General features: G+C 71.3%; 21 protein-coding genes. 11 read left to right on the top strand and 10 right to left on the bottom strand.

The window, feature by feature from the left end; genetic code table 11:
• Positions 1-75: 75 nt before the first annotated feature.
• A complete protein-coding gene (locus tag OOZ19_RS14070) occupies positions 76-876 on the bottom strand; it encodes a basic amino acid ABC transporter substrate-binding protein (RefSeq protein ID WP_266090532.1) in 801 nt (266 codons plus the stop codon).
• Positions 877-1,354: 478 nt separating this feature from the next.
• Between OOZ19_RS14070 and OOZ19_RS14065 the strand changes: the two genes are divergently transcribed.
• A complete protein-coding gene (locus OOZ19_RS14065; protein WP_266090531.1) occupies positions 1,355-2,152 on the top strand; it encodes an endonuclease/exonuclease/phosphatase family protein in 798 nt (265 codons plus the stop codon).
• Between the two features lie 239 nt (positions 2,153-2,391).
• A complete protein-coding gene (locus OOZ19_RS14060) occupies positions 2,392-2,568 on the top strand; it encodes a PspC domain-containing protein (RefSeq protein ID WP_266090530.1) in 177 nt (58 codons plus the stop codon).
• A gap of 48 nt (positions 2,569-2,616) precedes the next feature.
• Here OOZ19_RS14060 and OOZ19_RS14055 read toward each other — a convergent pair whose 3' ends face one another.
• Positions 2,617-4,038 carry a M20/M25/M40 family metallo-hydrolase gene (locus OOZ19_RS14055; protein ID WP_266090529.1) on the bottom strand — a complete coding sequence of 474 codons (1,422 nt, stop codon included), beginning with the start codon at positions 4,036-4,038 and terminating at the stop codon, positions 2,617-2,619.
• A gap of 59 nt (positions 4,039-4,097) precedes the next feature.
• Positions 4,098-4,772 (bottom strand): GOLPH3/VPS74 family protein, encoded by a 675-nt coding sequence (locus tag OOZ19_RS14050; protein ID WP_266090528.1) that lies wholly within the window; start codon positions 4,770-4,772, stop codon positions 4,098-4,100.
• A gap of 380 nt (positions 4,773-5,152) precedes the next feature.
• Between OOZ19_RS14050 and pdhA the strand changes: the two genes are divergently transcribed.
• The 3 genes from pdhA to OOZ19_RS14035 are packed head-to-tail and all read left to right on the top strand — an operon-like array spanning position 5,153 to position 8,822.
• Positions 5,153-6,397, top strand: coding sequence for a pyruvate dehydrogenase (acetyl-transferring) E1 component subunit alpha (pdhA, locus tag OOZ19_RS14045; protein WP_416309431.1), 1,245 nt, complete (start codon positions 5,153-5,155; stop codon positions 6,395-6,397).
• Complete coding sequence (locus OOZ19_RS14040) at positions 6,397-7,431, top strand: alpha-ketoacid dehydrogenase subunit beta (RefSeq protein WP_266090526.1); 1,035 nt, start codon at positions 6,397-6,399, stop codon at positions 7,429-7,431. Before pdhA ends, OOZ19_RS14040 begins: the two co-directional genes overlap by 1 nt.
• A gap of 11 nt (positions 7,432-7,442) precedes the next feature.
• Positions 7,443-8,822 (top strand): dihydrolipoamide acetyltransferase family protein, encoded by a 1,380-nt coding sequence (locus tag OOZ19_RS14035; protein ID WP_266090525.1) that lies wholly within the window; start codon positions 7,443-7,445, stop codon positions 8,820-8,822.
• Between the two features lie 135 nt (positions 8,823-8,957).
• Here the strand turns inward: OOZ19_RS14035 and OOZ19_RS14030 are convergent, their stop codons facing one another.
• Positions 8,958-9,194: a hypothetical protein gene (locus tag OOZ19_RS14030; protein ID WP_266090524.1), complete on the bottom strand. Its 237-nt coding sequence runs from the start codon at positions 9,192-9,194 to the stop codon at positions 8,958-8,960.
• Between the two features lie 490 nt (positions 9,195-9,684).
• Between OOZ19_RS14030 and OOZ19_RS14025 the strand changes: the two genes are divergently transcribed.
• Positions 9,685-10,224 (top strand): DUF4232 domain-containing protein, encoded by a 540-nt coding sequence (locus tag OOZ19_RS14025; protein WP_266090523.1) that lies wholly within the window; start codon positions 9,685-9,687, stop codon positions 10,222-10,224.
• Positions 10,225-10,335: 111 nt separating this feature from the next.
• Here the strand turns inward: OOZ19_RS14025 and OOZ19_RS14020 are convergent, their stop codons facing one another.
• Complete coding sequence (locus tag OOZ19_RS14020) at positions 10,336-11,547, bottom strand: acyl-CoA dehydrogenase family protein (RefSeq protein WP_266090522.1); 1,212 nt, start codon at positions 11,545-11,547, stop codon at positions 10,336-10,338.
• A gap of 183 nt (positions 11,548-11,730) precedes the next feature.
• Positions 11,731-12,282 carry an SCP2 sterol-binding domain-containing protein gene (locus OOZ19_RS14015; RefSeq protein WP_266090521.1) on the bottom strand — a complete coding sequence of 184 codons (552 nt, stop codon included), beginning with the start codon at positions 12,280-12,282 and terminating at the stop codon, positions 11,731-11,733.
• A gap of 179 nt (positions 12,283-12,461) precedes the next feature.
• Between OOZ19_RS14015 and OOZ19_RS14010 the strand changes: the two genes are divergently transcribed.
• Positions 12,462-13,151 (top strand): TetR/AcrR family transcriptional regulator, encoded by a 690-nt coding sequence (locus OOZ19_RS14010; protein ID WP_266090520.1) that lies wholly within the window; start codon positions 12,462-12,464, stop codon positions 13,149-13,151.
• A gap of 117 nt (positions 13,152-13,268) precedes the next feature.
• Here OOZ19_RS14010 and OOZ19_RS14005 read toward each other — a convergent pair whose 3' ends face one another.
• The gene (locus OOZ19_RS14005; protein WP_266090519.1) at positions 13,269-14,114 is read right to left on the bottom strand and encodes a MaoC family dehydratase; all 846 of its coding nucleotides are present in this window, start codon (positions 14,112-14,114) and stop codon (positions 13,269-13,271) included.
• Complete coding sequence (locus tag OOZ19_RS14000; RefSeq protein WP_266090518.1) at positions 14,111-15,448, bottom strand: 3-oxoacyl-ACP reductase; 1,338 nt, start codon at positions 15,446-15,448, stop codon at positions 14,111-14,113. The genes OOZ19_RS14005 and OOZ19_RS14000 overlap by 4 nt, the downstream gene beginning before the upstream one ends.
• Before the next feature lie 284 nt (positions 15,449-15,732).
• Between OOZ19_RS14000 and OOZ19_RS13995 the strand changes: the two genes are divergently transcribed.
• Complete coding sequence (locus tag OOZ19_RS13995; RefSeq protein WP_266090517.1) at positions 15,733-17,010, top strand: acetyl-CoA C-acetyltransferase; 1,278 nt, start codon at positions 15,733-15,735, stop codon at positions 17,008-17,010.
• Positions 17,011-17,178: 168 nt separating this feature from the next.
• On the opposite strand, the gene OOZ19_RS13990 is transcribed toward OOZ19_RS13995, so the two are convergent.
• Complete coding sequence (locus OOZ19_RS13990; RefSeq protein ID WP_266090516.1) at positions 17,179-18,285, bottom strand: sulfite oxidase; 1,107 nt, start codon at positions 18,283-18,285, stop codon at positions 17,179-17,181.
• A gap of 480 nt (positions 18,286-18,765) precedes the next feature.
• Between OOZ19_RS13990 and OOZ19_RS13985 the strand changes: the two genes are divergently transcribed.
• The 3 genes from OOZ19_RS13985 (at position 18,766) to OOZ19_RS13975 (ending at position 23,538) form a co-directional block, all read left to right on the top strand.
• Positions 18,766-20,661 (top strand): NHL domain-containing thioredoxin family protein, encoded by a 1,896-nt coding sequence (locus OOZ19_RS13985; RefSeq protein WP_266090515.1) that lies wholly within the window; start codon positions 18,766-18,768, stop codon positions 20,659-20,661.
• A 50-nt stretch (positions 20,662-20,711) separates the two neighbouring features.
• Positions 20,712-21,032 (top strand): GroES family chaperonin, encoded by a 321-nt coding sequence (locus OOZ19_RS13980; RefSeq protein WP_184484130.1) that lies wholly within the window; start codon positions 20,712-20,714, stop codon positions 21,030-21,032.
• 145 nt (positions 21,033-21,177) lie between these two features.
• Positions 21,178-23,538, top strand: coding sequence for a VanW family protein (locus OOZ19_RS13975; RefSeq protein WP_266090514.1), 2,361 nt, complete (start codon positions 21,178-21,180; stop codon positions 23,536-23,538).
• A gap of 233 nt (positions 23,539-23,771) precedes the next feature.
• Here the strand turns inward: OOZ19_RS13975 and OOZ19_RS13970 are convergent, their stop codons facing one another.
• On the bottom strand, positions 23,772-25,616 hold the full coding sequence (locus OOZ19_RS13970; RefSeq protein ID WP_266090513.1) for an acyl-CoA dehydrogenase: 1,845 nt from the start codon (positions 25,614-25,616) through the stop codon (positions 23,772-23,774).
• Positions 25,617-26,078: the final 462 nt, after the last annotated feature.

Raw genomic sequence — 26,078 nt, 5'->3', positions numbered from 1 at the left:
GCCGGTGGGCGGTGTCGCGCCCAGCGCAGCAGCCGGGGCCGGGGCCTGCTCGGCACCCGGCCCCGGCTCGGGCCGTCACTTCGGGGCCTGGCCGAACCACTTCTCGTAGATCCGGTCGTACTCGCCCGACTCCTGCGCCTTGCGCAGCGACTCGTTGACCTTCGCGGCGAGCTGGGCGTTGCCCTTCTGGACGCCGATGCCGTACGCCTCACCGGTGCTGTACTCGCCGGTGACCTCGGTGTCCGGGTTCTTCTTCGCGAAGTCGAGCACCACGCCGTTGTCGTTGATGGCGGCGTCGACCTTGCCGGACTGCACGGCGTTCTCCATCAGCGCGACGTCCTCGAACTGGACGATCTCGTAGCCGTGCGCGGCCTTGTGCTCGGTCGCGTACTCCTCGCCGGTGGTGCCCAGCTGCACGCCGAGCTTCTTGCCGCGCAGCTCGGGCAGGTCCTGGTACGGGGCCTTCTTGCTGACCAGCAGCGCCTGCTTCGCGTCGAAGTACGGGTCGGAGAAGTCCATGTTCTGCTTGCGCGTGTCGGTGATCGTCATCGCCGCGGCGGCGACGTCGCACTTGCGCGTGTTGAGCGCCTCGCCGGACTGGATGCCCTCGAACGGCGTGTCGAAGAGCTCCTGCTGCAGGCCGAGGTCGCGGGCCACCAGGTCGACGAGCTCCACGTCGAAGCCGACGGTCTTGCCGTTCTCGTCGAACTGGAACGGCGGGTACGGCAGGTGCGTGCAGGTGGTGAGCTTGCCGGGCTCCTTGAACTGCAGCTCGCCGTCGGCGCCGACCGGCGCGATGGACTGCGCGCAGCCCGCCGCGGTCAGCGCCAACGCGGGCAGCAGGGCGAGAGCTCTCCAGGTGGTCCGACGCGCCACGATGTCACTCCTAGTAGGTGAGAACGCGAGTGCTGAGATAGTGCCACCCGAATGGGCTCAAATCCCCGCTCGCGATGTTGCGAAGCTGTCAAATTTGCTGAGGTCCCCAGCGGAACCCCCCGTTGAGCCCCGCACCCCGCCCGGCGAGATCATGCGCGAATCGCGTCGTCGACGATCGATTCCCGCACGCCCAGGCCGCGCAGAGGCTCAGTTTCATGTGCTGGACGCCCCTGGTCAACAGCGAGTTCACCGCCGCCGCGCCGCTCGGGGTGTGGGAGATGTCATGCGCCGGAGCCGGTTCTGCGCTGTTCGGCCCCGGCCGGTTGCGCCGCACGGAGTCGCGACAGCGTGATCACTTTCCGTGCACCCCTGCTGCTATCCGGGGGACATCGATGGTCGGCCAGGCAGAACCGCACCTTCGGCTGCTGCCCTCCGCGGGCGACGTTCGGCAGACTGCGCCGCCGAGGAGGAGATGCCGATGACCCACATCCGCTTACCCCGCCCGAAGAACCCCCGCACGACCACCGGAGCGCTCGCCGCCGCCGGAGCGCTGCTCGCCTGCGCCGGTTTCGCCGCGCCCGCGGTCGCCGACACGACGGCACGCTCGTTCGACGTGCTGCAGCTGAACCTCTGCCACAGCGGTGCCGCCGACTGCTACACCGGCGACGACACCGCGGTGCGCTCCGGGATCAGCACCGTCCAGCAGCGCAGGCCGGACGTGGTCACGCTCAACGAGGTCTGCGCGCACGACATCACCACGATGACCCGGCAGACCGGCTACCACGCGGAGTTCGCCCCGGCCGGTCGCCGGGACGGCGGGCCGTACCAGTGCACCGACGGCCGCGGCGACTACGGCGTCGCGATCCTGACCCACCCCGACCTGGGCGCCCCCAGCGGCGCCGTCACCGAACGGACCTACACGGCCCAGGACGGCGGTACCGAGCAGCGGGTCATGCTCTGCGCGCCGTTCTCCGCGATCTCCGCGTGCACCACGCACCTGTCGGCCGACGCCCCGGAAGTCGCCGGTGAGCAGTGCCGGGAGCTCATGGGCGCCGCGGGCGCAGCCGGCCGCCCGGCGGTGGTCGGCGGCGACTTCAACCTCAGCCACGGCGGCACGCCGGATGTGCAGGACTGCGTGCCGGACGGCTGGTTCCGCAAGGGCGACGGCAGCGTGCAGCACGTGTTCGCCGCCGCCGACTTCCGGTTCGAACGCACCGAGAACCTGCCGATCGACGGCACCGACCACCCCGGGCTGCTCGTCGAACTGGCGCGCTGACCGGTCTCGGCCCGACCTGCGCCGGGCCGAGTACGACTTTCCGCTTACCCGGTCGTGGCCGGAAGGGTGCCGTCGCGGGCCTCCACCGCGTGGTGAAGTGGCGGAGTCGTCGGGAGCACTGCTCGAACCCCGAGCCCGGTGCCCCGGAGCAAGGAGAGATCAGGGGTCCCCCCTGATCCGTGGCGGTAGTCGATCACCCACGATGGGGACGAACACCGCGATACAGGAGGAATCAGAAGATGAGCTTGTCCCGCCCGCAGCACGGCAAGCGGATCGCCGGGGTCTGCGCCGGCCTCGCCGACCGGTTCGGCATCGGCAGGGGGCTGATGCGGTTCCTGTTCATCCTGTCGTGCCTGCTCCCCGGCCCGCAGTTCGTGGCCTACATCGTCCTGTGGATCGTGATCCCGAAGTCCTGACTTCGGTGGGCCGCCTCGTGACCGGCACGAGGCGGTCCTCCCGCTTCCTCAGCGCCGGGCGTGCGCGTCCAGCGCGTAGGCGATCGCCGTGGTGATCTTCGCGGCGAACGCCAGGTGCAGCGACTCGTCCGGGACGTGCGCGTTGCTGCCCGGCCCCAGGGCACCGGTCACCACGAACTGCGCGTCCGGGTAGGCACCCTGCAGCAGGCCCATCAGGGGGATCGACCCGCCCAGGCCCATCGTCGCCCACCGCTGGCCGAACACGTCCTCGCTCACCGCGTCCAGCGCCGACGCCAGCCACGGCTCGGTGTCCGGCGCGTTCCAGCCCGCCGCGCCGTCCGACAGCGGGAACGTCACCTCCGCGCCGTAGGGCACGTCCGCCGACAGCGCCTCGCGCAGCGCGGCCAGCGCCACCTCGGGGTCGGTCGTCGGCGGGGTGCGCACGCTCAGCGCGAGCGTGGTGGAGGGGCGCAGCACGTTGCCCGCGTCCGGGAGCGGCGGCAGGCCCTCCGCGCCGATCACCGACACCGTCGGGCGCCACGTGTTGTTCAGCGCCAGCTCGACCTCGTCCTCGGAGACCCAGCGCATGCCCTCCCGCGCGGGGATCGAGTCGCGGATCAGGCCGGGCACCGCCGCCACCGCGGCCCGCGCCTGCTCCACCCGGTTCGCCGGGATCTCCGCGTTGAGCTCCGGCAGCAGCACCTCGCCGGTCGCCGAGTCCTCGATCCGGTCCAGCAGGCTGCGCACGATGCGGAACGAGCTGGGCACGATGCCGCTGGCGGTGCCGGAGTGCTGCCCGCCGTCGAGCACCCGCACCTGCACGCCCACCCGCACGTCACCGCGCAGCGAGGTCGTCAGCCACAGCCGCTCGTAGTCGGCGGCCCCCGAGTCCAGGCACACCACCAGCGACACGGCGCCCAGCCGGTCCGCCAGGTGGTCGAGGTAGGCGGACATGTCGGGGCTGCCCGACTCCTCGCCCGTCTCCAGCAGCAGCACGCAGCGCGCGTGCGCGCCGCCGTGCGCGCGGATCGACTCGATCGCTGTGATCGCCGCGTAGGGCGCGTAGCCGTCGTCGACGCTGCCGCGGCCGTAGAGCCTGCCGTCGCGAACCACCGGCGTCCACGGGTCCAGGCCTTCCGACCAGCCACCGACCGGCGGCTGCTTGTCGAGGTGGCCGTAGAGCAGCACGGTGTCCTGCTCGTCCGCGTCCGCCCCGGTCGCGGGGACGTCCACCAGCAGCACCGGCGTGCGCTCCGGCAACCGCACCACGTCGAGCTTCGCGCCGGGGATGCCCCGCGCGGTGATCCAGTCCCGCACGTGCTCGATGGCGGCGTCGAGCTGCCCCGCCTCCACCCATCCCGCGTCGTAGGCCGGCGAGACCGCCGGGATCCGGACGAGTTCGGAGAGGCTGGGCAGGACGGAGTCCTGCCACGCCTGTTCAACGGCGGTGCGCACGGCGGAACGATCCATGCCGCGATCGTATGCCCGCCGGGGGACCGCACTCCCGGCCGCTCAGCCGCCCGGCCCGGTCAGTACCCGGCGGCGCCCGCCGCCGCGGCGCTGACCGCCACCGCGGTCACCGCGGACACCGCGGCCAGCGGGCGCAGCTCCGCCTCCCCGAGCCCGTCGCCACGCCACACCGATTCGAGCACCGCCCGCTCGTCCGCGTCGCAGCCCAGCGACGGGCCGATCCCGGCGGAGTGCACCAGCGCGCACAGCACGGCCAGCCTCCCGTCGACGGGCCGCCGCAGCCGCGCCGCGTCCCGCACCTCCGCGACCAGCGACTCCCGCACCTGCTCGACGGGGACGTACAGGTCGTCGGGGATGAATCCGAGCAGCTTGCGACGCCGGTGCCGCAGCGCGCCGTGCGCTGTCAGCAGGCCGCGGTGCTCGCGGAACCGGCCGAGGCGACCCGGCAGCACCCCGGTCAGCTCCACCGGCTTCCCCTTCGGACCGGCTTTGCGCGCCAGCCGCCCCAGCAGCTCGTCGGCCCACCCGATGCCGGTGGAGCGCGGGTCGAGCACCGTCAGCTTCGCGCTCGCCGCCACCTCCACCCGGCCGCGCAACGCCAGCTCGCCCAGCTCGGCCACCGAGGTGAGCAGGTCCACCTGGGCGCAGCGGTGCCCGCCGCCGGGCCGGTGCAGCAGCAGGACGAACTCGTCGGGCAACGTGACCGGGGGCGGGCGGTCCTCGAGGTCGCTCATGCAGGCCAGTGTGCCGCCCGCTCCATCGCGGAATGGCGTGTTCTCGCAACGACCGATCATCGGATGCCCGCAGTATCGGTACCGCGATCTTCCCAAGAGCGTTAGTCGGAACCCCATTGCTTGGATGACCTGCAATTTTTCGTCGAAATTCCGAAGGTTACGGTGCAGTAGGGAAGGAGATCCGCGGCGTTGCACGCGGGTTTCGTCCCTGTGGCAGGGCTCACTGAATCGGCGGTACGCGTGCCAGGATGGCGGGGAGCGATCCGAACCACTCCGGTCGAGCACTCGCATGGCCCCAACCCCGGCCAGCGCGGCCCCGGCCGGAGCTGCCGGACCCAGTCGTCACAAGCGGCGGTCCGGCGCGACACGAGGAGATCCGCATGTCCCCGGAACATTGGACGCGACCGGCCCATCCAGCAGACGAGCCAGACAACGGCGTCACCTCCGGCCCCCCTGCCGCTACTGCAGCGAAACCCACACGGGAGCAGGTGATCGCCGGTTTGCGCGCGACAAGTGAAGGCGGAGCTGACCTCGTTCAGCTCCTCACCCCGGAAGGCGAACGGGTCACGCACCCGGACTTCGACATCGACCTCACCGCCGCGCAGCTGCGCGACCTGTACCGGGACATGGTGCTGGTCCGCCGCTTCGACCGGGAGGGCAACGCCCTGCAGCGGCAGGGCCAGCTCGGCATCTGGGTACCGCTGCTGGGCCAGGAGGCCGCGCAGATCGGCGCCGGTCGTGCCCTGCGCGCCGGGGACATGGCGTTCCCCAGCTACCGCGAGCACGGCGTCGCCTGGTGCCGCGGGCTGGACCCCACCGAGCTGCTCGGCATCTTCCGCGGCACCGACCACGGCAGCTGGGACCCGCTGAGCACCGGTTTCCACCTGTACACGATCGTCATCGGCAACCAGGCGCTCAACGCCGCCGGGTACGCGATGGGCCAGAAGTTCGACGGCAAGGTCGGCGACGACGACGGCGAAGCGACCATGGTGTTCTTCGGCGACGGCGCCACCAGTCAGGGCGACGTGCACGAGGCGATGGTGTGGGGCTCCGTCTACGACGCGCCGCTCGTGCTGTTCTGCCAGAACAACCAGTGGGCCATCTCCGAGCCGCTGGAGCGCCAGACCAGGGTGCCGCTGTACCAGCGCGCCGCGGGTTACGGCTTCCCCGGCATCCGCGTCGACGGCAACGACGTGCTCGCCAGCCTCGCCGTGTCGAAGTGGGCGCTCGAGGAGTGCAGGCACGGCAACGGGCCGGTGCTGATCGAGGCGTTCACCTACCGGATGGACGCGCACACCACCACCGACGACCCCACCCGCTACCGGCTCTCCGACGAGCTGGAGGCGTGGAAGCTCAAGGACCCCATCGAACGGCTCCGGGTCCACCTGGTGCGCGAGCACGACGCCGACCAGGCGTTCTTCGACGAGGTGCAGGCCGAGTCCGACGAGCTCGCCGCCCGGTTCCGCGAGTTCTGCTTCGCCATGCCCGAACCCGATCCGTCCCGGATCTTCTCCGAGGTCTACGCCGAACCCAGCCCCGCCGTCACGGCGCAGCGCGACGAACTGCTCGGCTACCTCGACGGCTTCGCCGAACAGCCCGCCGCCGCGCAGGGAGGTGTGCACTGATGGCCGCACCAGCGATGGAACGGACCGACGTCACCAACGGCAGCGCCCGCCCGGCCGCGACGCAGACCGTGACGATGGCCAAGAGCCTCAACATGGGTCTGCGCTCCGCGCTCGAGGAGGACCCGAAGGTCCTCGTGATGGGCGAGGACGTGGGCAAGCTCGGCGGCGTCTTCCGCGTCACCGACGGCCTGCAGAAGGACTTCGGCGAGCACCGCGTGCTGGACACGCCGCTGGCCGAGTCCGGCATCATCGGCACCGCCGTGGGCCTCGCGATCCGCGGCTACCGGCCGGTGTGCGAGATCCAGTTCGACGGGTTCATCTTCCCCGGCTACGACCAGATCGTCTCGCAGCTGGCGAAGCTGCACTTCCGCAGCCAGGGCAAGGTCAAGATGCCGGTGGTGGTGCGGGTGCCGTTCGGCGGCGGCATCGGCGCCGTCGAGCACCACTCGGAATCCCCGGAGTCGCTGTTCGCGCACATCGGCGGCCTGAAGGTGGTGTCCTGCTCGAACCCGGTGGACGCCTACTGGATGCTGCGCCAGGCCATCGAGTGCGACGACCCGGTGCTGTTCTTCGAACCGAAGCGGCGCTACTACGAGAAGGCGGAGCTGGACACCGAGGCGCAGCCGCCACCGCTGTTCGGCTCGCGCGTGGTGCGCCGGGGCACGGCGGCGACGATCGCGACCTACGGGCCGACGGTGCCCACCTGCCTGGCCGCGGCGAACGCCGCCGCCGAGGAGGGCACCGAGCTGGAGGTCATCGACCTGCGCAGCCTGTCCCCGCTGGACCTGGGCCCGGTGTTCGAGTCGGTGCGCCGCACCGGCCGACTCGTGCTGGCCAGCGAGGCGCCGCCGGAGTCGTCGATCACCTCGGAGATCACCGCGCGGGTGCAGCAGGAGTGCTTCTACTCGCTGGAGGCACCGGTGCTGCGGGTGACGGGCTTCGACGTGCCGTACCCGCCGACGAAGCTGGAGAAGCACTTCCTGCCCGACCTGGATCGAGTGCTCGACGCCGTCGACCGCTCGCTGGCCTTCTGAGGGAGTCTCCGATGCCGCAACTCAAGCACTTCCCGTTGCCCGACGTCGGGGAAGGTCTCACCGAAGCCGAGATCCTCGGCTGGAAGGTGAGCCCCGGCGACACGGTGGCGGTCAACCAGGTCTTCGTCGAGATCGAAACGGCGAAGGCGGCGGTGGAACTGCCGTGCGCCTACGCGGGCAAGGTCGTCGAGCTGCTCGCCGAAGCGGGGCAGACCGTGGAGGTCGGCACGCCGATCATCTCCATCGACCTGGACCCGGAGGGCACCGCGCCGGGCGAGCCCGTCCCGGACCCGGCGCCCGCCGAAGCCGCTACCAACGGGCAGACCGCGACGCTGGTGGGCTACGGCCCGCAGGCGACGAGTTCGAAGCGCCGCCCGCGCAAGGCCCCCGCGCCGGCCGCGGGGGCGGCGCAGCAGGCGTTGCAGGGCGCGATGGCGGGTTCGGCCGCCGCACCCGCCGTACCGGCGCAGGCCGCTCCGACTCCCGCCCCGGTGGCACCGGCTCCGGCTCCGTCCGGGGGGTCGGCTCGCGGCTCCGTGCCGCTGGCCAAACCGCCGGTGCGCAAGCTCGCCAAGGACCTCGGCGTGGACCTGCGGGCCCTCGCCGGATCCGGGGCGGGCGGAGTGATCACCCGCCAGGACGTCGAGACCGCGTCGGCGCCGGCCACCACCGCCCCGGCGGCCCCGGCGGGAGCGCGGGAGCGCCGGGTGCCGATCAAGGGCGTCCGCAAGGCCACCGCGCAGGCGATGGTGCAGAGCGCGTTCACCGCACCGCACGTCACGGAGTTCCTCACCGTCGACGTCACGCCGATGATGGAACTGCGGCAGCGGCTCAAGTCGCACCCGGAGTTCCAGGGCGTGAAGGTCACGCCGCTGGCGTTCGCCGCGAAGGCGCTGTGCCTGGCGGCGCGCCGCACTCCGGACGTGAACGCCACCTGGGACGAGCAGGCCGGCGAGATCGTCTACAAGGACTACGTGCACCTGGGCATCGCGGCGGCGACGCCGCGCGGCCTGGTGGTGCCCAAGGTCCGGGACGCCGACGGCATGTCGCTGCGGGAGCTGGCCGCGGCGCTGGAGGCGCTGACCACCACAGCGCGGGAGGGCAAGACGACGCCCGCCGACATGGCGGGCGGCACGATCACGATCACCAACGTGGGCGTGTTCGGCGTCGACACCGGCACCCCGATCCTCAACCCCGGCGAGTCCGCGATCCTCGCGTTCGGCGCGATCCGCGACATGCCGTGGGTGGTGGACGGGCAGGTCGTCCCGCGCAAGGTGTGCCAGCTGGCGCTGAGCTTCGACCACCGCGTCGTCGACGGCCAGCAGGGTTCGCAGTTCCTGGCCGACGTCGGCGCGCTGCTGGCCGACCCGAGCCTGGCCATCACGTACTGATCCGCTGACGACGACGGCCGGGGTGAGCGCTCAACGCGTTCACCCCGGCCGTCGTGCGCGGTACCGCTGTCGTGCGCAGCCCCCAGCTCCGCACGCGCCTACCGGTCCCCGTTCCCGCAGGTCGGGGACGATCGATCAGTCCTCCTTGCGGCGGCGACCGCCTCCGCGACCGCCCTTGCTCGCCTTGGCGGCCGTGTTCGCGTTCTGCCGGGCGGCGGGCGCAGCGGCGGCGCCGCTGCCGTCGGACTCGGCCGAACCGCCACCGAAGTCGAAGCTGTGCGAGTCGAACTCGTGCACGTCGATGTCCGGCAGACCGCCGAGCTCGTTGTTCAGCTCGCCGAAGATCGGCGTACCTGGATCGGGCTTGTTCACCGCTTCGCCCTCCCGTTTCGTTCTCGAAGCCGTGTTGCTGAGATTGAGCCGGCACCCGTGCGGCGCCGAGCTGTGGCGCGATTCGGCTCTGACAGCCGACGGCCCGGTGGAGCCCACGCGCTCACCGTGCCGATCAAACGCGAACTAGACCGTTCGCCTCGCGCCGACCACCGATATTCATTCCTTCGGGTGAGTCCATGATGCCTCGCTCCACTTGCGAGGGTGCACACCCCTGGAGGTTTTCATCCCACGTTCCAACATCGAGGCCGGTCCGGTCATTCCCCGAGTGGCGATCGCCACGCCCCGGCAACCCCGCGCGCCCGCTCCCGCGAACCCCTCGTCGGCCGGGATTCCGAGCCACCGCAAGAACGCGTTGGCGTGTTCCGCGTCACATCCAGTCAACGTGGAGGGGCTCCCGAACATCACTCGAATGTGTGGCCGTGACGGTCAACGGTCCCCGTCGGGGGGATCGCACGGCGGCACCGGGGAGATGAGTTCCATGTTCGACACCCAGCGCACCAAGGTCGCGGCCATCGCCGGATCCGCCCTGCTCGCCGCGATCTCGTTCGCGGGCACCGCCCAGGCCATGCCGAGCGACCACCCGAACTACGACGAGTACTGCACGCCGGACCAGGTCGACGTCACCATCGGCCCGCTCGACCACGCGATGATGCACGAGGGCGGCGACGTCCGGTTCACCGCGAAGCCCGGCGCGAGCTGCCTGCTCGGCGGCGCCCCCGGCCTCGAATTCCTGGACGTGCAGGGCAACTCGGCGCACATCCCCACCACGCGCCCGAGCAGCGGCGCCGAGGACTTCCGCGTCGACGAGGACCACCCCGTCACCGCCGCGTTCAGCTACCTCGTGACCGACCCGAACACCGGCAACAGCATCCCCGGCGCGACCCCCGGCGCCGTCGAGATCTCGTTCCCCGGCCCGGTCGCCCCCTACACCGTGACCCTCCCGTGGAACGGCGCGACGGTCCCCGGCCCGGTCAACATCACCAACATCACCCAAGCCCCGCAGGCCTGACCTGCACCGCCGCCCGGCTCGCCCGGTGGATCGACTGGCCTGCCAGGACGGCGGAAAGCCCCTGACACCAACGACGTCAGGGGCTTTCGCACCGAGTACCGGCCTACCGGTTCACCGGATGTGGCGGCCGGAGATGTTGCGGGCGACGACGAGCTGCTGGATCTGCTCGGTGCCCTCGAAGATGTCGTAGATCTTCGCGTCGCGGTGCAGGCGCTCGACGGGGAACTCCCGCGTGTAGCCGTTGCCGCCGAGGATCTGGATGGCGCGCTCGGTCGCCCAGGTCGCGACCCGGCCCGCCTTGAGCTTCGACATCGAGCCCTCGCCCGCGGTGAACGGCACGTCGTTGCGGCCCATCCACGCCGCGCGCCACACCAGCAGCCGCGCCGCGTCGATCTCCATGCGCATGTCGGCGAGGGTGAAGGCGATCGACTGGTTGTCGATGATCGGCCTGCCGAAGGTCTCGCGCTCCTTGGCGTATTCCAGCGCGTGCTCGTAGGAGGCGCGGGCGATGCCGAGGGCCTGGGCGCCGACGGTGGGGCGGGACAGCTCGAAGGTCTTCATCGCCGCCTGGCCGCTGGCCTTGCCGCCTTCGCGGGCGCGGGCGAGCTTCTCGTCCAGCTTGTCCTTGCCGCCGAGCAGGCAGCTGCCGGGCACCCGCACGTCGTCGAGGAACACGTCGGCGGTGTGCGAGGCGCGCAGCCCGTGCTTCTTGATCTTGCCGGGAGCTTCCAGGCCCTTGGTGCCGGGCGGGATGATGAACGCGGCCTGCCCGCGCGAGCCGAGCGAGGAGTCGACGACGGCCTGCACGACGTGCACGTTGGCGATGCCGCCGTTGGTGGCCCAGGCCTTCTGGCCGTTGAGCACCCACTCGTCCTTGGCCTCGTCGTAGACGGCGCGGGTGCGCATCGCCGAGACGTCCGAGCCCGCGGCCGGCTCCGAGGAGCAGAACGCGCCGACCTTCGGGTCGTCCTCGTCGCCGTAGCACTGCGGCACCCACTCGGCCATCTGGTCCGGGGTGCCCGCGGCGAAGATGCCCGCGACGGCCAGCGTCGTGCCGAAGATCGCCATGCCGATGCCGCCGTCGCCCCAGAACAGCTCTTCGTTGGCGATGGGCAGCGACAGGCCCGTGTCGTCGGCCCAGAAGGTCGCGACGGTCTCGAAGCCGTAGAGCCCGACCTTGGCGGCTTCCTGGATGATCGGCCAGGGAGTCTCCTCCCGCTCGTCCCACTCCGCCGCGGCCGGGCGGATGACCTTCTCAGCGAATCCGTGCACCCAATCGCGCAGGTCGCGGTGTTCTTCGCTCAGTTCCAGGGAGAAGCTCATCAAAATCCTTCAGTTCGTGGCGGAGTGGGTGACGCGGTGATGGGGGGTGCGCAACGGTGAACCCGGCGGTGCGGCGGCGGTTCCGGTTTTCCCCTCCGGACGGAGCAACGATCGCGGGCCGCCGCGGGTTCTCAGCCGTGGCGCGCGGACCGCTGAGGTCCGCCGCCTCGCCGGGGGGGCGGGTCAGGCCTTGGGGATCTGGAAGAGCTTGGTGAGCCCCGCGGCGAATCCGACGTCGCCGGCGACCTTCAGCTTCCCGCTCATGAACTGCACCGGGGCCGAGGCGTTGCCGGAGACCAGCTTGAGGAATTCCACCGGAGTGATCATGATGGTGACGCGGGGGTCGTCGTGCTGCGGCACCTTGTTCACCGTGCAGGTACCGCCGGAGAGCACGGACTCGTAGCGCACGGTGTCCTGCTCGTCGGTGCCGATGCGCCAACGCACGACGGCTTCGGTGGAGCGGGCCTTGTCCGACTTGAAGTGCTCGCTCATCCGGCGGAAGACCTCGTCGAGCACCTGCACGCGCAGTTCGGGGCGGGCCATGACCGCTTCGACCTGCTTCGCGGACGCGCGGGAGATCAGCTTCGCGAACTGCTCGGGGCGCAGGGCGCTGAGGTCGGCGGTGCCGCTGGAGGCCTGGGTCGATGCCGCTTCGAGCAGCGCGACGAACTCCTCCTCGCCGATCTTCTTGGGGTCTGCTTCGGCGAGCGCGCTGATCGGATCCGTCTGGGACATGTGACCTCCATTTACCTACTCGTGGGTAAGACTACGCGTCAGTAGGTTAGGCGGGCAAGGCATGCCGCTGATCGTTCTGCTCTAGCCTTTCCCGCAGATCCGAACCAGCCGTGCGACGCCGCGACACCCGATCGGCAGACCGGCCGATGAGCGCCCCGGCCAGGGAAACAGGAGGTGGGATGCAGTCCGACCCGGACGATCACGAGGCGAACCCGCGACCGCGCAGCAGGCGGCTGCCGCGCTCGGTGCGGGAACGCCAGATCCTCGACGCCGCCGTCGAGGTCTACGCCGCACGCGGCTTCCACCTCGCGTCGATGGACGAGATCTCCGAAGTCGCCGGCATCTCGAAGCCCATGATCTACGCCTACCTCGGCTCGAAGGAAGAGCTGTTCGTGGCGTGCATCCAACGCGAGGCCAACCGGCTCATCGAAGCCATCGGGACCGCCGTCGACCCCGAGGTGACGCCCGACGAGCAGCTCTGGCGCGGGCTGCGGGTGTTCTTCGACTACGTGCAGCGCAACCGCGCCAGCTGGACGCTGGTGCACCGGCAGGCCGCCGCCGGTGGCGAACCGTTCGCCACCGAGTTCGGGCAGTGGCGGGAACGGGCGGTGCTCCTCATCGCGACGTTGCTGGCCCGCGCCACCGAGAACGCGGTGCGGCCGATGCAGGTCCAGCAGATGGAGCCGTTCGCCGCGGCGCTCGTCGGCGCGAGCGAATCCTTGCTGGACTGGTGGACCGAGCATCCCGAGCAGACCGCGGACGGGCTGGCGATGCGCTTGATGAACCTCGCCTGGATGGGCTTCGGCGACCTCGTCGAAGGCCGCTCCTGGGCCCCGACGAGCGGCGAAGGCACCGCCGACGGCGACTGAGCAGAGCGGGAGGGCGGGAGCGGCCGGGTCGTCTTCCTGACCCCCACGACGCGACCGCTCCCGCCCTCCCTCATCCAGGTCCGCCGAACAGCGGACCTTTCCCCGCCTTCCCGCAGGTCAGTGCACCCGTCCCAACAGGTGCGGCTTGCCGGACCGGGAGTGCACGGCGAACGTGGCGCCGTTGCCCGGGACGCCGAGCTCGGTGAACTCCACCTTCGAGGGCAGCAGCAGCGGCTTCACGAAGTCGACGTCCACGGTGCACGACTCCGGCAGCCTGCCTTCCAGCGCGGCCAGCGCCCGCGCCTTCGTCCACATGCCGTGCGCGATGGCGCGCGGGAAGCCGAACGCCTTCGCCGTCAGCGCGCGCAGGTGGATCGGGTTGCGGTCCCCGGACACCGCCGCGTAGCGGCGCCCCTGGTCGGCGGGCACCTGCCAGAACGCGGTGGGGGAGCCGGGCTCGATCTCGGCGACCCGGTCGGCCCGCGGCGCGGAGTCGTCGGACTTGCCGCGGCGCAGGTAGGTGCTCGTCTCGCGCCACACCACCTCGCCCCCGACGCTGGTCTCGGTGATCACGTCGAGCTGCCTGCCCTTGGGGTGCGGGCGCAGGTTCGCCACCCGGACCCGCTGGGTGAGCACGTCGGTCACCAGCACCGGCCGGTGCACGGTGATGCTGTTGGCCACGTGCACCAGACCGACCAGCGGGAACGGGAATCCGGGATCCGTCATCAGCCGCACGGACAGCCCGAACGAGAGCACGTGCGGGTAGGTCGCGGGCAGCACGTCGCGCAGCCCGAAGCCGCAGACCCGGTCGTACTCGGCGAGGTGCGCGTGGTCGATCGTGATGTCGCGCCGGACGTACTCGGTGGCGGGCAGTTCGCCGCCGCGCCGGATCGGGCCGGTGAGGGCGGCCTTGGCGTAGAGCGCGGAGAGGTTCGGTGCCGCGTCGACTTCGGTGCTCATCACGCCCCCAGCAGGCTCTGGCCGCAGACCCGCACGACGTTGCCGTTGACCCCGGACGAGGCCGGGTTGGCGTACCAGGCGATGGTCTCGGCGACGTCGACCGGCTGCCCGCCCTGCGAGAGGCTGCTCATCCGGCGGCCCGCCTCGCGGATGAACAGCGGCACGGCCGCGGTCATCTTCGTCTCGATGAAGCCGGGCGCGACGGCGTTGATGGTGGCGCCGCGCCGGGCCGCGACCGGTGCCAGAGCCTGCACCAGGCCGATCACGCCCGCCTTGGAGGCCGCGTAGTTGGCCTGCCCGACGTTGCCCGCGATGCCGCTGATCGAGGCGACGCCGATCAGCCTGCCGCCGTCGCGCAGCGGCGATCCGTCCGCGAGCAGCGCTTCGTTGATGCGCTCCTGCGCGGTGAGGTTCACCGCCAGCACCGAGTCCCAGCGCCCGTCGTCCATCCGGCCGAGCGTCTTGTCCCTGGTGATGCCCGCGTTGTGCACGACGACGTCGAGCCCGTCGTGGCGCTCGGCGAAGTGCTCGACGATGCGCTGCGGCGCGTCCTGGGCGGTGATGTCGAGCTGGAGCGCGGAGCCGCCGATGCGGTTGGCGACCTTCGTGAGGTCGTCGCCCTGCGCCGGGATGTCCAGGCAGACGACGTGCGCGCCGTCGCGGGCGAGGGTCTCGGCGATCGACTCGCCGATGCCGCGGGAGGCACCGGTGACCAGGGCGACCTTGTCCTTGAGCGGCTTCTCCCGGTCGACCTGCGGTGCCTCGGCGCGGCCGACCCGCACGACCTGGGCGGAGACGAACGCGGACTTCGCCGAGAGCAGGAAGCTCAGCGTGGAGTCCAGGGACTGCTCGGCGCCTTCGGAGGCGTACACCAGCTGAGCGGTGGCGCCGCGCTTGAGCTCCTTGCCGACGGTGCGCACGAAGCCTTCCAGCGCCCGCTGCGCGACGCGCTCCCCGGCGTCGGTGGTCTCCTCCGGCGGGGTGCCCAGCACGATCACCCGGCCGCAGGTGCCGATCTGGCGGATCACCGGCCCGAAGAAGGCGCGCAGCTGTTTGAGCTGGTCGCTGGAGGTGATGCCGGTGGCGTCGAAGACCAGCGCGGCGTAGCGGGCGTCCTCGGCGGGTTCGGTGCGGACCTCGGCGTCGACGGCGCGCAGCGTCGCGGCGATCGCGTCACCGAGCCGCGAGCTGTCGGCGGCACCGGTGAGCACCGGGCCGTTCACCACCGGGTCACCGGGCTGGTAGCGGCGCAGCGGCGTGGGGGTAGGCAGGCCGAGGCGCTGGGCGAGCGATCGACCGAATCCGGTCGAGGTGAACTGCTGGTACCGGTCGGACATGCGTGCTCCCGTGGAGGCGGGTGGTCGGGTGAACTTGGCAGGGCCCGCTCGCCGAAGCACGGCGGACGCGCGGGCAGCGGACTCGACGTCTAACCTACCCACGGGTAGGTTAGAGGGTCCGAGGGGTCGGCACCAGAGCCCCGGCACGATCGGCCCGCCCCGGCCGATCCGGCGACCGGCCCGCCCCCGGCAGAACCCGACCGCGGTCAGCACCCGGCAGCAGTCACGACCTGCCCGCAGTCACAACCACACGGACCACCGGTCCCGTCTCGAAGGAGTCCCGCATGCCCACCACTCGACGCGTCGCGATCGTCGGCGGCAACCGGATCCCCTTCACCCGATCCGGCGGCCCCTACACGCAGGCGTCCAACCAGGACATGCTCACCGCCGCGCTGGACGGGCTGGTCGCCCGCTTCGGCCTGCAGGGCGAACTCGTCGGCGAGTTCGTCGCGGGCGCGGTCCTCAAGCACAGCCGCGACTTCAACCTGGCGCGGGAGACCGTGCTCGGTTCCGGCCTGGACCCGCGCACCCCCGCCCACGACGTGCAGATGGCCTGCGCGACCGGTCTCGAAGCGGTGACCTCGGTCGCGAACAAGATCGCGCTCGGGCAGCTCGACTCGGGCATCGCCGGCGGCGTGGACAGCGCCAGCGACGCGCCGATCGCCGTCAACGACGACCTGCGCCGGGTGCTGCTCGCCGCCAACCACGCCAAGACCACCGGTGGCAAGGTCAAGGCGCTCACCGGCGTCCGGCCGCAGCACGTGGTGCCGGACATCCCGGAGAACTCCGAGCCGCGCACCGGCCTGTCGATGGGCGAGCACGCCGCCCGCACCGCGCTGGACTGGCAAGTCGCCCGCGAGGACCAGGACGAGCTCGCCGCCCGCAGCCACCAGCGCCTCGCCGCCGCCTACGACCGCGGCTTCTTCGACGACCTGATCACCCCGTTCCAGGGCCAGACGCGGGACCAGAACCTGCGCGCCGACAGCACCGCCGAGAAGCTCGCCAAGCTCAAGCCCGTGTTCGGCAAGGGCGAGGGCGCGACGATGACGGCGGGCAACTCGACGCCGCTCAGCGACGGCGCCTCCACGGTGCTGCTGGCCAGCGAGGAGTGGGCGAAGGAGCACAAGCTGCCGGTGCTCGCGTACCTGAGCGACATCGTGCCCGCCGCCGTCGACCACGTCAGCGGCGACGAAGGCCTGCTGATGGCTCCGGCGTACGCGGTGCCGAAGCTGCTGGAGCGGGCCGGGATCGGCCTCGGCGACTTCGACTTCTACGAGATCCACGAGGCGTTCGCCTCGCAGGTGCTGGCGACGCTGAAGTCGTGGCAGGACCCGGACTTCTGCAAGAACCGGCTCGGTCTCGACGCGCCGCTGGGCGAGATCGACCCGGCGAAGCTGAACGTGAACGGCTCCTCGCTGGCCGCCGGGCACCCGTTCGCCGCCACCGGCGGCCGGATCGTGGCGACCCTGTCGAAGCTGCTGTCCGAGCGCGGCTCCGGCCGCGGCCTGATCTCCGTCTGCGCGGCAGGCGGCCAGGGCGTCACGGCGATCTTGGAGCGGTGAGGAGCCGGTCGTTCTGCTCGGGTGATCGGGTAGCGGAACCTCAGCGGCTTCGCCGTGAGGATTCGGCTTTCGTCGCGGGCGCGGCACCTGGTCGCGCACTGAACTGAGCGCGTTGGCCGAGGAACGGACCGGGGGCTTCGGGCCTCCGGTCCGTTCGGCTTCGCGGGGTCAATCGTCGACGCAGGTGACCGGGACGCGGTGGACGAGGTTGTTGGCGAAGCCGCCCCGGTTCCAAGGTTCGGCCACGGGCTGCACGTGGCCTTCGGCGTCGGTGGCTCGGGCGGTGAGCAGGTGCTCGCCGCGCTCCGCCCGCCACATCGCGCGCCAGCCGCGCCACGCCCAGCGCGGCCCTGCCTCATCCAGTTCGGCGTCCGCCCAGGTGGCGCCGCCGTCGGTGCTGAACTCGACGCGCGTGATCGGCGCGTGCCCGGACCAGGCGCGGCCGGTGACCGTCAGCGGACCGGGGCGGACCACCCGGTGGCGGGACATGAAGTCGGGGAAGCCCGGCGGCACGATCAACGAGCGCGGCTCGATGCGGGTGGCGGGCACGCCGGGATCGTCCGCCGACTGCTTGAGGCGGTACGCCACGGCGTTCTGGAACCCGGTGAACGGCTCGTCGACCAGCGAGATCTCCCGCAGCCACTTCACGTGCGCCATGCCGTACCAGCCGGGCACCACCAGCCGCACCGGATGCCCGTGCTGCGGCGGCAGCGGTTGACCGTTCATCTCGTAGGCGAGCAGCACGTCGTCGCGCAACGCCTCCGCCAGCGGCAGGCCGCGCCGGTAGTCCTGCTCCACACCGCGTTCCACGCCGTGATCGGCTCCGGTGAACACGACCTCGACCGCCGAGGAGCCCACGCCCACCGCGTCGAGCACGTGGCGCAGCGGCACTCCCGTCCAGTCGGCGGTGCCGACCGCCTCCACCAGCCACGGCTGGCTCACCGGGCGGGGGTGCATCCTGGCCCGGCCGTTGCCCGCGCACTCCATGGTCACCCGCACCGTGCGGGACGGCAGCGACCGGAGCTCGTCGAGCGCGAACTCCCGCGCGCCCGCCACTTCGCCCGTCAGCGACAACCGCCAGCTCGCCGCGTCCAGCGCGGGCATGTCGTAGTGCGTGAGCAGGTAGTGCAGCCCGATCGGGGTGACGTCGTAGCGCAGCGCCTCCAGCGGGATCCCGTGGTTGCGCGCGGCCAGCGCCAACTCCGCCGCGCTGATGCCCTCGCCCGGCTCGGCGATCCGGGACGGCAGGCTCACGTCGCTCAGCTGTGCATCCATGTCCGCCAGCATGCTGGCGAGCGGGCCCGCCGGAAACTCCCGTCCACATCGCAGGCGCCCGCTCGGGCGCTCGGCCGAACGAGTGGAGTCCCGCGCTCTCCCCAGAACCCCGGAAACCCATCGACATGACCGTATGCGCTGGTCAACAAGCCGAAACCGCCCGAGCGAACGGCTTCACCCCACTCACAGAGCTGTGACGCGGGACACCATGAGGCCGGTGTGTAACAACGCCGGGGGTCCCGTCGATATGCATGGTGACCCCGCGGTGCTGTCGGACCCCCGACCTGGCAGCACTGCGGGGCCTTCCAATTTCCGGGGTCGATCACCGCCCGCGCACCGAGATCAAGCGCCGCGCGCCCCGATTTGTTCCCGCTTTCCCGCTCCGGTTCCGGACGCCCGCTTGATGCGGCAGCCTGTTCCGTTCGGAGCTCGACTCGGCCTCGCTCACGAGGGCCGGGCTGCGGCGTCCGCCGTTCCAGGATGTGGACGTGGGAACAGCGGCTCGGGCCCGTGTTGTTGACTCCGCACGTGAGTACCGCGTCCCGCACCCGTGTCCGCGCACCCGAGTTCACCGGTCGCCAGTGGCTGAACACCGGCGGCAGGGAGCTCCAGCTCGCCGACCTGCGCGGCAAGATCGTGCTGCTGGACTTCTGGACGTTCTGCTGCATCAACTGCCTGCACGTGATCGACGAGCTGCGCCCGCTGGAGGAGGAGTTCGCCGCGGAGCTGGTCACCATCGGCGTGCACTCCCCGAAGTTCGAGCACGAGGCGGACCCGGACGCGCTGATCGCCGCCGTCGAGCGCTACTCCGTGCACCACCCGGTGCTCGACGACCCGGAGCTGTCCACCTGGCAGAACTACGCCGTGAAGGCGTGGCCGACGCTGGCAGTGGTGGACCCCGAGGGCTACCTGGTGCACGTCGCCGCAGGTGAAGGCCACGTCGAGGCGTTGCGCGGCGTCCTGAGCGAACTCGTCGCCGAGCACGGCGCGAAGGGCACCCTGCATCGCGGCAGCGGACCGTACGTGCCGCCGGAGCCCGAGGCCACGACGCTGCGCTTCCCCGCGAAGGTGGCCGCCGGGCCGGGCACGATCCTGGTGTCGGACTCCGCGAACCACTCGCTGGTCGAGTTCGCCCAGGACGGCGAGACGGTGCTGCGGCGCATCGGCAGCGGCGCGCGCGGCAGCTCCGACGGCGGCCCCGACGAAGCCTCGTTCGCCGAGCCCGCCGGGATCGCCGTGCTGCCCGAAGGGGTCGCCGCGGACGTCGGCTACGACCTCGTCGTGGCCGACACGGTGAACCACCTGCTGCGCGGCGTGCGGCTCGCCGACGGCGAGGTGACGACCGTCGCGGGCACCGGCGCGCAGTGGCGCGACGGCACCGACGAGGGGCCCGCGCTGGACACCCCGCTCACCAGCCCGTGGGACGTTGCCTGGTGGGAACCGGCGGGCGGCGTGGTCGTCGCCATGGCCGGGAACCACACGCTCGGCCTGTTCGACCCGCGCGGCGGGCGGGTGCGGCGGTTCGCGGGCACCACCGTCGAAGGCCTGCGCGACGGGGATGCCGCCGAGGCGTTCTTCGCCCAGCCATCCGGTCTCGCCGACGGCGGCGACCGGCTGTGGCTCGCGGACTCGGAGACCTCCGCGCTGCGCTGGGTCGAGCCCGCTGAGGACGGGTTCGCGGTCCGCACGGCCGTCGGCGCCGGACTGTTCGACTTCGGCCACGCCGACGGGCCCGCCGAGCGGGCGCTGCTGCAGCACCCGCTCGGAGTAGCGGTGCTGCCGGATGGCTCCATCGCCGTCTGCGACACCTACAACGGCGCCCTCCGACGTTACGATCCGGCATCGAACGAGCTGGCCACGTTGGCCACGCGGCTGGCCGAGCCGTCCGGCGCGGCGGTGATCGACGGCGAGCTCGTCGTGGTGTCCTCCGCCGCGCACCGGCTGGAGCGGCCGGTGCCGCCCGGCGTCTCCGCGAAGCTCATCGAAGGCGCGTCGCAGCAGGTCACGCGCCCGGCGACGGAGATCGGCGGTGGCGAGCTGGAGCTCGCGGTCGTGTTCACGCCCCCGCCCGGCGGCAAGCTCGACGACCGCTACGGACCGTCCACCCGGCTGGAGATCACCGCCTCACCGGCGGAACTGCTGGTCGAGGGCGCGGGAACCGGCACGGACCTGAGCAGGCGCCTCGTGCTCGCCGACGGCATTGAGCACGGCGTGCTGCACGTCGTCGCGCAGGCCGCCAGCTGCACCGACGATCCCGCCGTCGAACACCCCACGTGCAACCTGACCAGGCAGGACTGGGGAGTGCCGGTGCGGATCGCGCCGGGCGGCGCGCACCGGCTGCCGCTCGTGATGGGCGGCATGGACACCGGCGCGTGAGCCGCCCCCTGCGCGGTGGGCCCGTCGAGGCGGGCACGTAAACTTTTCGGGTGACCGATGCCAAGCTCGAGATCCAGATGCTGCATGACCGGGTCATGGTGCGGGTCTCTGCGGAATCCGGAGAACGTCGCAGCAGCGGCGGCATCGTGATTCCGGCGACCGCCCAGATGGCCAAGCGGCTGCTCTGGGGCGAGGTCTTCGGGGTGGGCAGCCACGTGCGGGCCGTCAAGGTCGGCGACCAGGTGCTGTTCAACCCCGAGGAGCAGTTCGAGGTCGAAGTGCAGGGCCAGCCCTACCTGGTGATGCGCGAGCGGGATCTGCACGCCGTGGCCAGCGAACAGATCGAACAGGGCACCGGCCTCTACCTGTGACCCACCGCGAGGTGCGGTCGGCGCGGCCACCCGGGCGCTCCGAACCGTTGTCGGGGTGATGCGGGCACGGCGTCCTTGACGGACCGTCCCGGCGCCTGTTCGCTGATGTACCCCACCGCACGACCAGACCGATGAAGGGGAAGCGGTGCCGGAAAACTACGACGCCTCATCCGGGGACGATCCGAACCGGAAGCCGGCGGGCGACGACCCGACCGGTGCAGCGGACCGTTCCACCCCGTCCGGGGAGTCCGGCGCGGACGCGACGCGCTCGATCACCCCGGCTTCCGCGCCCCAGGATTCCCAGGCGGAGCGGACCATGCGGATCTCGCCGGAGCAGCTCGCCGCGGGGGCGGAGACCGCGCCGGAGGACCTGTCGGAGCGGCAGACCCGTCCGACCCTGACGCAGCAGTCGCCCGCCGCGGACGAGACGCAGCGCCTCGGGCAGGAGCCCCCGGAGGCCGACCCCGAGCGCACCCAGGCGATCCCGAAGGTGACCGAGCCGGAGGGCGGCTACGCCTCGCCCACGGACTTCCTCGGCGCCCCCGGCTTCCCCGGTTCGGCCGCCACCACCCGGGTCGAGCAGCCGCCCGCGGACCAGGCGCCGACGACGCAGGCCGTCGCCGGCTCGTTCGCGCAGCTGCCGACCGAGCAGACCGGGTTCCCCGAGGGCGACGCCGAACGCACCCAGAACATCCCGAAGGTGCCCGCCGAGCCGTCGCCGTGGGCGACCGGGTTCGGCGGTGGCATCGGCGGTGGCTTCGCCGAGGACCCGCCGGAGCAGGCGGGCTCCCCGCGCGACCGGCGCGGACTGATCCGCGGCGGTATCGCGGCCGGGGTCGCGGTCGGCTTATTGACGCTGCTCTACGTGGGCGACCTGATGTTCAGCAGCGGCACCGTGCCGCGCGGCACCACCGTCGCCGACGTGCAGGTCGGCGGGCTCACCGAGGCCGCCGCGCAGCGCAAGCTGCGCGAGGAGCTCGGCCCGAACCTGCAGGAACCGGTGCAGCTGAAGGCGGGCGACGCGACGGCCACCATCTCGCCGGAGCAGTCCGGGCTGACGATGGACTGGCCGGCCACCATCGAGCAGGCCGGTGAGCAGCCGCTGAACCCGTTCACCCGGATCGCCTCGCTGTTCACCGACCGCGAGATCTACCCCGTCAGCCACGGCGACGAGCAGCAGGTCATGGCCGCGGTGGAGCAGGTCAAGCCGAAGCTGGAGCGGGCCGCCTCGGAAGGCACCATCAAGTTCGAGGGCACCACGCCGGTCGCGGTGGAACCGGTCACCGGCCGCTCCGTGGACGTGAGCGTGGCCGCAGACCAGGTGATGGCGGACTGGGCGAAGGGCGGGCCGGTCCAGGTCCCGTTCACCGAGCAGGCCGTGAACACCACCTCCGACGGCGTGCACCAGGCCTTGCGCAACGTGGCCCAGCCCGCGGTGTCCAGCCCGGTGAACGTCAAGGGCGAGGGCCACGACGCGGCGCTCGCGCCCGAGACCATCGCCGCCGCGCTGCGGTTCGAACCGGACGGCAAGGGCGGGCTGCGCTCCCACCTCGACGTGCCGGTCCTCATCGGCGGCCTCGAACCGCAGCTCAAGGACACCATGAAGCCCGCGAAGGACGCCGAGATCGTCCTCGAAGGGGGCGGGCCCGTGGTGCGCCCGTCGCTGGACGGCCGCGGCGTGAACTGGGAGAAGAGCTTCGAGAAGCTCGACGACGTCGTCAAGCAGAAGCAGGACCGCACGCTGCAGGCGATCTACGAGCAGCAGCCGCCCGCGTTCAACACCGACCACGCCAACGGGCTCGGCATCAAGGAAGTCATCAGCGAGTTCAAGACCGAAGGCTTCGAAACGGCCTCCGGCGTGAACATCAAGCGGACCGCCGAGCAGGTCAACGGCGCGGTCGTCAAGCCCGGCGAGACGTTCAGCCTCAACGGCCACACCGGGCCGCGCGGCACCGCCCAGGGGTACGTCGAGTCCGGGATCATCGAGGACGGGCGCCCCGCGAAGGCCGTCGGCGGCGGCATCTCGCAGTTCGCGACCACGCTGTACAACGCCTCGTACTTCGCCGGCGTCAAGGACGTGGAGCACAAGGAGCACAGCTACTACATCAGCCGCTACCCGGCGGGCCGGGAAGCGACGGTGTTCCAGAACCCCGACGGCAGCAGCGTCATCGACGTGAAGTTCAAGAACACGCTCGCCAGCGGTGTCATGATCACCACGGAGTGGACGCCGTCGTCGATCACGGTGAAGTTCTGGGGCACCAAGCAGTACGACGTGAGCTCGAAGACGGGTGAGCGCACCGCCCCGAAGCCGCCGCACGAGAAGGTCGTCCCGCCGGGCGAGCCGTGCAGCCCGAGCAAGGGCGCCGGTGGTTTCACGGTCACCGACACCCGGACCTTGAAGGACGTCAAGTCCGGCAAGGTCACCACGGAGAGCCCGAGCAAGACGGTCTACAACCCGCAGCCGATCATCCACTGCGGCCCACCGCCCGGCCCCGCGCCGCGCTGACCGAGCACCGAGAAGGCCCCTCCCGGAACCGGGAGGGGCCTTTTCACGTCCGCGGCACCGACCCCGCCGCGGTCGTTCCCTCGAACGGTGCGGTCCGCGCGACCCGGTTCGCCCCGCCGGTGGCGGAGCAGCCTGGGCGGCGACCACCCGAACACGAACGTGGGCGCTCACTCCGTCGGAGTGAGCGCCCACGTCGAGTCAGGCCGTGGTGCCCGGGGCACCACCGGTCCGGATCAGAACACCGACTCGTCCAGGTCCATGATCGCGTTGTCCGCGTTCTCCACGACCTTGCGGCGGGAGGACAGCTCCGGCAGCACGTTCTTCGCGAAGAAGCGCGCCACCGCGACCTTGCCCTGGTAGTAGGACTGGTCCTTGGCCGAGGCGCCCGCGTCCAGCGCGGCCAGCGCCACCTCGGCCTGGCGCAGCAGCAGCCAGCCGATGAGCAGGTCGCCCATGCTCATCAGGACCGTGACGGCGTGCTGGCCGACCTTGTAGATGTTGTTCACGTCCTCCTGCGCGGAGGTCAGGAAGCCGAACACGGCGCCGAGGGTGCCCTGCGCGTCCTCCAGCGCCTGCGCGACCAGCGCCCGCTCCTCCTTGAGCCGCTCGTCGGCGCCTTCGGCGTCCAGCGACTTCTGCACCTCGGCGGCGATGTGCCCGAGGGCCGCGCCGTTGTTGCGCACGATCTTGCGGAAGAAGAAGTCCTGCGCCTGGATCGCCGTGGTGCCCTCGTACAAGCTGTCGATCTTGGCGTCCCGGATGTACTGCTCGATCGGGTAGTCCTGCAGGTAGCCGGAGCCGCCGAGGGTCTGCAGCGACAGCGTCAGGTTCTCGTACGCCCGCTCCGAGCCCACGCCCTTGACGATCGGCAGCAGCAGGTCGTTGACCTGCTCGGCCAGCGCGACGTCCTCGCCGGTGGCCTTGCCCTGAGCGATCTGGTCCTGGTAGGTCGCGGTGTAGAGGTACACCGCGCGCAGGCCCTCCGCGTACGCCTTCTGCAGCAGCAGGATGCGGCGCACGTCGGGGTGGTTGGTGATCGTGACGCGCGGCGCGGTCTTGTCGGTGGCCCTGGTGAGGTCCGCGCCCTGCTGGCGCTCCTTGGCGTACTCCAGCGCGTTGAGGTAGCCGGTGGACAGCGTCGCGATGGCCTTGGTGCCGACCATCATCCGGGCGTACTCGATGACCTGGAACATCTGCGCGATGCCGTCGTGCACCTCGCCGAGCAGCCAGCCCTGCGCCGGGGTGCCGTGCTGGCCGAAGGTCAGCTCGCAGGTGGCGGAGGCGTTGAGGCCCATCTTGTGCTCGACGTTGGTGACGAAGGCGCCGTTGCGCTCGCCGGGCGCGCCGGTCTCCTCGTCGAAGTGGAACTTCGGCACCAGGAACAGGCTCAGGCCCTTGGTGCCGGGCTTGCTCTCCACGCCTTCGCCTTCGGGGCGGGCCAGCACCAGGTGCATGATGTTCTCGGTCATGTCCTGGTCGGCGGAGGTGATGAACCGCTTCACGCCGTCGATGTGCCAGCTGCCGTCGGCCTGCTTGATGGCCTTGGTGCGGCCGGAGCCGACGTCGGAGCCCGCGTCCGGCTCGGTCAGCACCATCGTGGCGCCCCAGAGCCGCTCGATCATCAGGTCGGCCCAGCGCTTCTGCTGCTCGGTGCCGTTCTTGTGCATGATCCCGGCGAACTGCGGTCCGGCCATGTACATGTAGACGGCCGGGTTGGCGCCGAGGATCAGCTCGGAGGTGGCCCACTGCACGGTCGGCGGGATGCCGTAGCCGCCGAGCTCGTCGGAGAGCCCGAGCCGCCACCACTCCCCGTCCATGACCTGCTGGTAGGACTTCTTGAACGACTCGGGCAGCGTGACCGAGTGGGTCTTCGGGTCGAACTTCGCCGGGGTGCGGTCACCTTCCGCGAAGGACTCCGCGAGGGGCCCGGTGGCGAGGCTGTTGAGCTCGCTGAGCACACCTCGCACGGTGTCCTCGTCGGACTGCTCGAACGCCCCGGTGCCCAGCCGCTCCTGCACCTTGAACAACTCGAACAAGTTGAATTCGAGGTCGCGGACGTTGCTCTTGTAGTGGCCCATTTCGCAGGCTCCCTCTCCGAACTGATGATCCCGAGCCGGCCCCGCTCTCCGGACATGGCCTTACTCGTCGGTAACTCCAGCGTATTACTTAGCAGTAACTTCTGTCGAGCGGGTGGGCCCAAAACCACCTGAAACGCCCTGTGACATGCGTCGGACCGCCACGCGCACCGGTCCCGCGAGGCATCTCGCAACCGCACCGGTTTCACACGATCGAGTTGCGCCACTGATCCCGACCTGCCCACCCGGCGTCCGCGGCATCCAATGGGACTCGCCCACGCGCCGGGCGCCGCACGTGCGCCGCGCCCGGCGAGCTCGACTGCGGAGGTCGGCATGGACCGAACGAAAGCCCACTACGGCGTGGCCGCGGCCACGCTCGCCGTCGCGCTGCTCAGCGGCTGCTCCAGCGGCGGGAACCAAGGACAAGGGGGCCAGGAAGGCCAGGTACCGGCCCCGGCCCCCTTG

It is taken from the genome of Saccharopolyspora sp. NFXS83, from assembly GCF_026241095.1.
Lineage (GTDB): Bacteria > Actinomycetota > Actinomycetes > Mycobacteriales > Pseudonocardiaceae > Saccharopolyspora_C.
The sequence above is the reverse complement of the archived record's forward strand: the minus strand, read 5'-3'. Positions and strand labels throughout refer to the sequence as shown.

Excerpts from the sequence above, each read along its gene's own strand:
- OOZ19_RS13970 (WP_266090513.1), bottom strand. The coding sequence starts at position 25,616 with ATGGGCCACTACAAGAGCAACGTCCGCGACCTCGAATTCAACTTGTTC.
- OOZ19_RS14015 (WP_266090521.1), bottom strand. The coding sequence starts at position 12,282 with ATGTCCCAGACGGATCCGATCAGCGCGCTCGCCGAAGCAGACCCCAAG.
- OOZ19_RS13985 (WP_266090515.1), top strand. The coding sequence starts at position 18,766 with ATGTGGACGTGGGAACAGCGGCTCGGGCCCGTGTTGTTGACTCCGCAC.
- pdhA (WP_416309431.1), top strand. The coding sequence starts at position 5,153 with ATGTCCCCGGAACATTGGACGCGACCGGCCCATCCAGCAGACGAGCCA.
- OOZ19_RS14065 (WP_266090531.1), top strand. The coding sequence starts at position 1,355 with ATGACCCACATCCGCTTACCCCGCCCGAAGAACCCCCGCACGACCACC.
- OOZ19_RS14010 (WP_266090520.1), top strand. The coding sequence starts at position 12,462 with ATGCAGTCCGACCCGGACGATCACGAGGCGAACCCGCGACCGCGCAGC.
- OOZ19_RS14055 (WP_266090529.1), bottom strand. The coding sequence starts at position 4,038 with ATGGATCGTTCCGCCGTGCGCACCGCCGTTGAACAGGCGTGGCAGGAC.
- OOZ19_RS14020 (WP_266090522.1), bottom strand. The coding sequence starts at position 11,547 with ATGAGCTTCTCCCTGGAACTGAGCGAAGAACACCGCGACCTGCGCGAT.
- OOZ19_RS14025 (WP_266090523.1), top strand. The coding sequence starts at position 9,685 with ATGAGTTCCATGTTCGACACCCAGCGCACCAAGGTCGCGGCCATCGCC.
- OOZ19_RS14040 (WP_266090526.1), top strand. The coding sequence starts at position 6,397 with ATGGCCGCACCAGCGATGGAACGGACCGACGTCACCAACGGCAGCGCC.
- OOZ19_RS14035 (WP_266090525.1), top strand. The coding sequence starts at position 7,443 with ATGCCGCAACTCAAGCACTTCCCGTTGCCCGACGTCGGGGAAGGTCTC.
- OOZ19_RS14000 (WP_266090518.1), bottom strand. The coding sequence starts at position 15,448 with ATGTCCGACCGGTACCAGCAGTTCACCTCGACCGGATTCGGTCGATCG.
- OOZ19_RS14050 (WP_266090528.1), bottom strand. The coding sequence starts at position 4,772 with ATGAGCGACCTCGAGGACCGCCCGCCCCCGGTCACGTTGCCCGACGAG.
- OOZ19_RS13990 (WP_266090516.1), bottom strand. The coding sequence starts at position 18,285 with ATGGATGCACAGCTGAGCGACGTGAGCCTGCCGTCCCGGATCGCCGAG.
- OOZ19_RS13995 (WP_266090517.1), top strand. The coding sequence starts at position 15,733 with ATGCCCACCACTCGACGCGTCGCGATCGTCGGCGGCAACCGGATCCCC.
- OOZ19_RS14060 (WP_266090530.1), top strand. The coding sequence starts at position 2,392 with ATGAGCTTGTCCCGCCCGCAGCACGGCAAGCGGATCGCCGGGGTCTGC.